General features: G+C 41.9%; 5 protein-coding genes. 2 read left to right on the forward strand and 3 right to left on the reverse strand.

The window, feature by feature from the left end; translation table 11 throughout:
* Positions 1-56 precede the first annotated feature (56 nt).
* Positions 57-1,121 (forward strand): bifunctional transcriptional activator/DNA repair enzyme AdaA, encoded by a 1,065-nt coding sequence (locus tag KCG35_RS18250; RefSeq protein ID WP_215821235.1) that lies wholly within the window; start codon positions 57-59, stop codon positions 1,119-1,121.
* A 57-nt stretch (positions 1,122-1,178) separates the two neighbouring features.
* Here KCG35_RS18250 and KCG35_RS18255 read toward each other — a convergent pair whose 3' ends face one another.
* Both KCG35_RS18255 and KCG35_RS18260 read right to left on the reverse strand, forming a co-directional pair.
* The gene (locus KCG35_RS18255) at positions 1,179-3,950 is read right to left on the reverse strand and encodes a M16 family metallopeptidase (RefSeq protein ID WP_215821236.1); all 2,772 of its coding nucleotides are present in this window, start codon (positions 3,948-3,950) and stop codon (positions 1,179-1,181) included.
* A gap of 465 nt (positions 3,951-4,415) precedes the next feature.
* Positions 4,416-4,757, reverse strand: coding sequence for a tRNA-binding protein (locus KCG35_RS18260; RefSeq protein ID WP_215821237.1), 342 nt, complete (start codon positions 4,755-4,757; stop codon positions 4,416-4,418).
* Positions 4,758-5,019: 262 nt separating this feature from the next.
* On the opposite strand from KCG35_RS18260, the gene KCG35_RS18265 reads away from it, so the two are divergent.
* Entirely contained in the window at positions 5,020-5,388 is a 369-nt protein-coding gene (locus KCG35_RS18265; RefSeq protein WP_215821238.1) for a diacylglycerol kinase, read from the forward strand.
* Positions 5,389-5,483: 95 nt separating this feature from the next.
* Here KCG35_RS18265 and ptsP read toward each other — a convergent pair.
* Positions 5,484-6,890: phosphoenolpyruvate--protein phosphotransferase (gene ptsP / locus KCG35_RS18270; RefSeq protein WP_215821239.1), on the reverse strand; the 1,407-nt coding region annotated here is incomplete at its 5' end.

The following is a 6,890-nucleotide window of genomic DNA, read 5'->3' on the forward strand; positions in this document are numbered from 1 at the left end:
CAGATAAATCTTCTAGCCATTACTATCATCGTAAAGAACAAGTCAGGAGCCAAGCAATGCGAGTTACTGACCCTGAGAAAGTAGCCACTTTCTACCAGGCACTCATTGAAAAAGATCCACGTTTTGTGGGCAGCTTCTTTGTTGGGGTCAAGACCACCTCAATATGCTGCATTGCTACCTGTAGAGCCAGAAAACCCAAGCGAGAGAATGTTGAGTTTTACACATCATTTAAAGAGGCCCTCGATGCAGGCTATCGCCCCTGTAAAATCTGTAGACCCACTGAGAATGCAAATGAAGCGCCAGCTCAGGTTCAACAAGCAATGGATATGGTAAGGAATAACCCAAAAGAGAAAATCACGGACTGGCAACTTAAACAACATCAAATCAGTCCAGAAAGCGTACGCCGTTGGTTTAAAAAGCACTACGGGATGACCTTTCAAGCGTTTCAACGCATGTACCGTATTAATAATGCCTTAGAAGAACTCAAGACGGGCAAAACTGCCACAGCAACGGCTTATGAAGCAGGTTATGACTCCTTAAGTGGCTTTGGCTATACCTATAAAAAAATTATTGGAAAATCACCTAAAAACAGTACCGCTATGCAAAATAATGTCATTGTCATTAATCGTTTTACCACACCTCTTGGTCCCATGTTTGTCTGTGCGACAGATCAGGGCGTGTGTTTACTTGAGTTTGTTGATCGCCGTATGTTAGAAACAGAGTTTAAAGACCTGCAACGCTTAAAAAAAGCAAATATTATTGCAGGTGAAAATAACTACACAAAGCAAGCCCAGCAAGAAATTAATGAATATTTTACTGGGAAAAGACAACAGTTTGAGGTCAAACTGGATACACCTGGCACAGCATTCCAACAGTCCGTATGGCAATGCTTAAAAACGATTCCCTATGGTCAAACCGCCAGTTATCAGCAACAAGCTGAAAAATTAAATAATCCTAAAGCGATTCGGGCTGTTGCTTCAGCCAATGGTCATAATCGAATTGCCATCATCATTCCTTGCCACCGAGTGATTGGCAAAGATGGCAAACTAGTAGGATATGCAGGGGGATTAGAACGAAAACGCTGGTTATTAGCGCATGAAAAACAGTATGCAAATACCTAATGCTACAGAGAAGGCTAGATAGCCTTCTCTGTAGGTTTACTTGCTAAGGTTTCAGTATTACAGGCTCTTTTTAGGGTCTAATGTTTCTACTTCATCAAACCCCAGTTTTTGCCATTGTCCCTTCACTTTTTTCAAGTCACCCACCACAACCCAAATCATCTCTTGAGGATGTAAGAATTGTTGGGTCACTTGTTGTACCGCTTTTAATGGCACACGCTGAACTTGTTGGTCAAACTGGTGTAACTCATCCAAAGGCTTGTCTTTTTGGATCTGCCCAACCATCAAACTCAATACTGCATCATTCGTCTGCAACTCACCAGCCCGGCTACGTAACCAGTTTTGCTTTATTTTATCTAACTCTGATTGTGTGGCAGGTTTCTTACCAAGATAGCCTTTAATTTCCTTTTGAATTTCCTTCAATGCAGGGATGGTCTTATCAGTTTGTACAGAAGTTACCATCATCAAAGGGGACTGTCCTTCTGCTTCCTGCAGATAACTATAAGCACCATAAGACCAGTGTTTATCTTCACGCAAATTGGTGTTTAATCGAGCACTGAATTGTCCACCAAAAATATCATTCATGATACGTAGCGGTATTTCACTCTTATCATTTATAGACATTAACTGTCCTATATAAATAACAGATTGATCCGCGTCAGGCTTATCAATTAAATACAACTTACGTTGTTTAGTGGGTTGAACTTGAGGAATTTGCTTTTGTGGCAACACCTGCTCAGGTTTCTGCCACTTTGCAAACTGCCGCTCTAATGTTGTTTTTAACTCCGCTTCTGAGATATCACCCACCACAACCAACTGGCTGTTATCTGGTCTGATCCAGGTTTGGTGAAACTGTTTTAATTGAGCGGGTGTTACCTTTTTAATATCATCCTCTCGGCCACTTGCGGTCCAAGGTGTACTATAAGGATGCTGTTTGCCATACAACAGCTCAGGCAAAATACGCATGGCCATACTATGGGGCTCTGCTTTTTCCTGAGCAATACGGTCCAACCAATTGGACTGTTTACGCTTAAAATCTTCCTGATTAAATGCCGGATTTTGCAATACATCCAGCGCAACCGCCAAGCTAGGCTCAAACTGATCACGTATTGCACTTAGCTGAAAGACTGAGGTATCAATACCCGTATATGAATAAAATGAAGCACCTAATTCATCCAACTCATTCTCAAGCGCTATAACAGATCGCTGCTCAGTACCCTCTCGCATCATTGCCAAGGTTAAATCAGCGATTCCTGAAGGTAGTCCTTGCTCTGCCGCCAAACCAGCATCAAATAACCAGGCCATACTCAGTGTTGGCGTCCCAGGACGTTGGGCCAGTGAAACCTGGATACCATTGTCTAGCGCAAAGGTCTTAAATTCTGGCAACAAAACAGGCTTAATTTTCCCGACTTTAGGTAATGCAGAACGGTCTGCACCGATTTTAGCATGCTTATACTCAGGGAATGGTGTCACCGTGACGACTAACTTGCCTTTATCCAACCATTGGCGGGCAGTTTGCTGTAAAGCCTCAGGATCAATCGTTGCTTGATAGTGCAAGCGATCATAATAAGCTGTTGGTTTTTGTGTATAAAATTCATTTTCAGCCAGGACATCAGATTTACCACCAAAACCACCAACTCTTTCAGTGTTTTCTATAAAACCTGCAACCTGGCTGTTAATCACGCGTTGTAAATCTTGTTTAGCAGGCAACTGTTGCTTAATATTATCCAGTTCTTCCTGAATAACAGACTCAATCTGCTGGGTATCTACTCCTGGCTTGGCATCGGCAATAATGACAAACTGGCCACCTAATAAACGAGCATAGCTAAATGCAGTAACGCTGGATGCTAACTGCTCTTTTTGTACTAAGCGCTGATACAATGGTGACTGTTTACCACCCCCTAATAAGGTAGCAACTAAATCAAGTTGGCGTTCTGTATCAGTATCTCTGGCAGGAATGTTCCACACCATCGCAACCCGTGCCTGTGGTACACGATCCTGAATGGTATAACGCTTAGTATCCGTTAATTTCGCCACCCACTGCTCTGGTTTAGCGAGTGGAGGACCGGCAGGAATATCACCAAAATATTGACTGACTTTTGCTTTAGCCGTCGCAATATCAATATCCCCTGCCAACACCAAAACCGCATTCGAAGGGCCGTAATAGTGCTTAAACCACGTTTTCACATCGTCCAGTGAGGCCGCATTTAAGTCTTCCATTGAACCAATAGTATCCCAGGAATAAGGGTGCCCCTCTGGATAACCGGCAGTAAACAATAAATCCCACATTTTGCCATAAGGGCTGTTATCACCTTGACGTTTTTCGTTTTGCACAACACCCCGTTGCTCATCCAATTTCGCCTGGCTAATGCTTCCTAAGAAATGCCCCATGCGGTCCGATTCCATCCACAATGCCATATCTAACGCATTGGTTGGTACGGTTTCAAAATAATTGGTTCGATCTGAATTTGTCGTTCCATTTTGCATTGTCGCGCCGGCCTTTTCAAAAGGCTCAAAAAACTCACCTTGGTAATGCTCAGAACCTTGGAACATCAAATGTTCAAATAAATGTGCAAACCCGGTTTTACCAAGCCTTTCGTCTTTTGAACCCACTTTATACCAAAGATTCACCGCAACGACGGGCGCTTTATGGTCTTCATGAACAATGACCGTTAAGCCATTAGGTAAGGTAAACTTTTCATATTCAAGCTGTGGTAAACTCGACAGTAGATCAGGCTGTTGTTGACCTACGGGTGATAATGATTGACAGCCTTGCAATAAAGCAGCAGTTACAGCAATAGAGAGAATAGAGCGACGTAGCCGCAACTTCATAAATTACTCCTTGTCTTTCAACAAACATACCCTTAAATGGGTTTAATTGGGTCTTATAGCCCACACATAAAGCAAAACGAAACGTATGTTTCCCTTAGTTAAGCATGTTGTTGCACAACTAAGGGCAATATACCCTTCACGAATCATTTTTAGGGTTTGTTGTCAGCGTTCTTCAACACCAAGGATGGTGTGAATGCAGTTATGCAGGAGCATTTAACTGCCACCCCAGTCACTTATTAATATAAGCTCCTGGGGCTTCATCATTTGACGGCCGCACCCTTGTGCCCTAGGGGTATAAAAACCCTTCGTTATGGGTATAACGTATGAACACACAAACTATTTTGAAAGTTGTCTAGGTTGGTTTATTTAACACTGAAAAAGTTCACAGGAACAGTCAATTAAATATATTTAATAAATTACTCTCCATTTGCCAAAAAGATACATTTAGCTTATTGACTCAAATTGCTAGCACAGCTTAGCCCCATTGGGCACCGCTTGCTCTGGCGAGGTAATGACAACGGCACCATCTTCACGCTGAAAGCCCGTCAATAAAAACTCTGAGCGCATTGGCCCAATTTGTTTTACTGGAAAGTTAACTACACCCACTACTTGACGCCCCATCAACGTCTCTGGCGTATAAAGTTCAGTTATTTGTGCACTGGATTTACGAACCCCAAATTCAGGCCCAAAGTCTACATGAATAATATACGCAGGCTTTCGCGCTTCAGGAAATGGCTGCACTTCCACGACCGTTCCAACCCTTAATTCAACCTTTGCAAAGTCGTCCCAAGATATTGTTTCAGACATTTGTTTTTATTTCCTTTGTTATGCAGTAATTTATCCTGCTTATCCAATGATGGTTTGTATTAAACAATACACATTATACCTACTCATATTACTTTTTATATGGAGCTTTCATCCTGCTACAGTCACAGCAAAGGATATAAAATAGTGTGGAATGAATAAACGATATATACTGTAGTGCAGTAGAAAAAACACTGCTTTCATGACATTATAGAGACATATAGGCTTAGTCTATATATGAGCACTTTATTAGTTGGAGTATTCGATGAAACCAGGCGCAACCGGTATTCGCCGTCTTATCAACGCAACCCGATTTTCATATCAGGGATTGATCGCTGCCTGGCGTAATGAAGCGGCAATACGACAAGAAATTGTACTGATTCTGGTGCTTACACCTATTGCTATTTGGCTTGATGTCACCCTGGTGGAACGTGTTCTACTGATTGGCAGTTTACTTTTATTGTTAATTGTCGAATTACTCAACTCAGCCATCGAAACGGTTGTTGACCGTATTGGCTCTGAGTATCACGAACTGAGTGGGCGGGCAAAAGATACTGGATCAGCAGCCGTGCTGATTACACTCATACTGGTGTCTATAACCTGGGGTTTGATTTTATTCAACGTCGTTTTTTAATTTCCATTAATTTACTTATCAAAAATAACTTAGCGACGAGAAATATGAGCGTACAAGCTACGAGTACGCCCATACTGTTAATCCCATACCGTAAATCAGTGCTGCACGCTGTTATTAAAAAGATCAATCGTTTCTTCAATTTCTTGTGTCGTGGATTTCGCCAACACCTGTTCAGCTAACTGTCGTGCTTCACTGTAGTGAATACTTCGTATTATTTTTTTTATTCGAGGAATACTACTGGCTGTCATAGAAAACTCATCCAACCCCATACCCAAAAGCACTGCCGTTGCTTGTTCATCCCCAGCAAATTCACCACACATCCCTGTCCACTTACCTTCAACATGCGAGGCATCAATTACCTGTTTTATGAGTGTCAAGACAGCAGGCGTCATTGGATTGTAAAGCTTTGAAATTAATTCATTGCCTCGATCAATGGCAAGGGTATATTGGGTTAAATCATTAGTACCAATGCTAAAAAAATCCACTTCTTTTGCAAGCAGATGGGCAATGCATGCGGCAGCAGGCGTTTCAACCATAACTCCCACTTCAAGATGTTCATCAAAAGCAGTGCCAGTTTCACGCAATGATTGCTTTAAATCTGTAATAATAATTTTTAATTTACGAATTTCTTCAACAGAAATAATCATTGGAAACATGATGCGTACTTTACCAAACGCAGATGCTCTTAAAATGGCGCGTAACTGCGTTGTTAAAATCTCTTCCCGATCAAAGCAAATACGAATAGCACGCCATCCTAAAAATGGATTCATTTCCTTAGGCAAATCTAAATAGGGTAAATCTTTATCCCCACCGATATCCATTGTGCGGATAATGACGGGATGCCCTGACATTGCTTCAACAGCCCGTTTATAGGCTTTAAACTGTTCCTCTTCGTCAGGCAATGCGTGACGATCCATAAATAAAAATTCGGTACGATACAGACCAACGCCCTCAGCACCATTACGCATAGCACTTTCACAATCCTTTACCATACCAATATTGGCACACAACTCTACATCACAACCATCCAACGTCGTTGCAGCCAACGTTTTGAGAGCCGCTAGTTCTGCCTGTTCTGCAACAAACTGTGATCGTGCATGCTCAAATTGTGACTGTTCTTTAGCGGAAGGATTTATCACAATGGTGTTATTAACAGCATTCAACAAAACAGTATCACCATTTTGTACCTGTTCAGTGATACCCTGAGTCCCCACAATAGCGGGTAACTCCAATGAACGCGCCATAATAGAAGTATGAGAGGTTCTTCCCCCCATATCAGTAATAAACCCAAGCACTTTGTCCAAATCCATCAGGGCTGTTGCTGACGGGGTCAAGTCCTTAGTAACAACGATAACCTCTTCATCAAGAGTCGATAAATTAACAATATCTAAACCCAACGCGTTTTTTAACAACCGCTGACCAATATCATGAAAATCTGTTACCCGTTCACGGAGATACGGATCTTCAAGCTGTGATAAAAGGGTTATGTTTTGTTCAACCAT

Origin of the sequence: Zooshikella harenae (assembly GCF_018837975.1) — a bacterium.
Lineage (GTDB): Bacteria > Pseudomonadota > Gammaproteobacteria > Pseudomonadales > Zooshikellaceae > Zooshikella > Zooshikella harenae.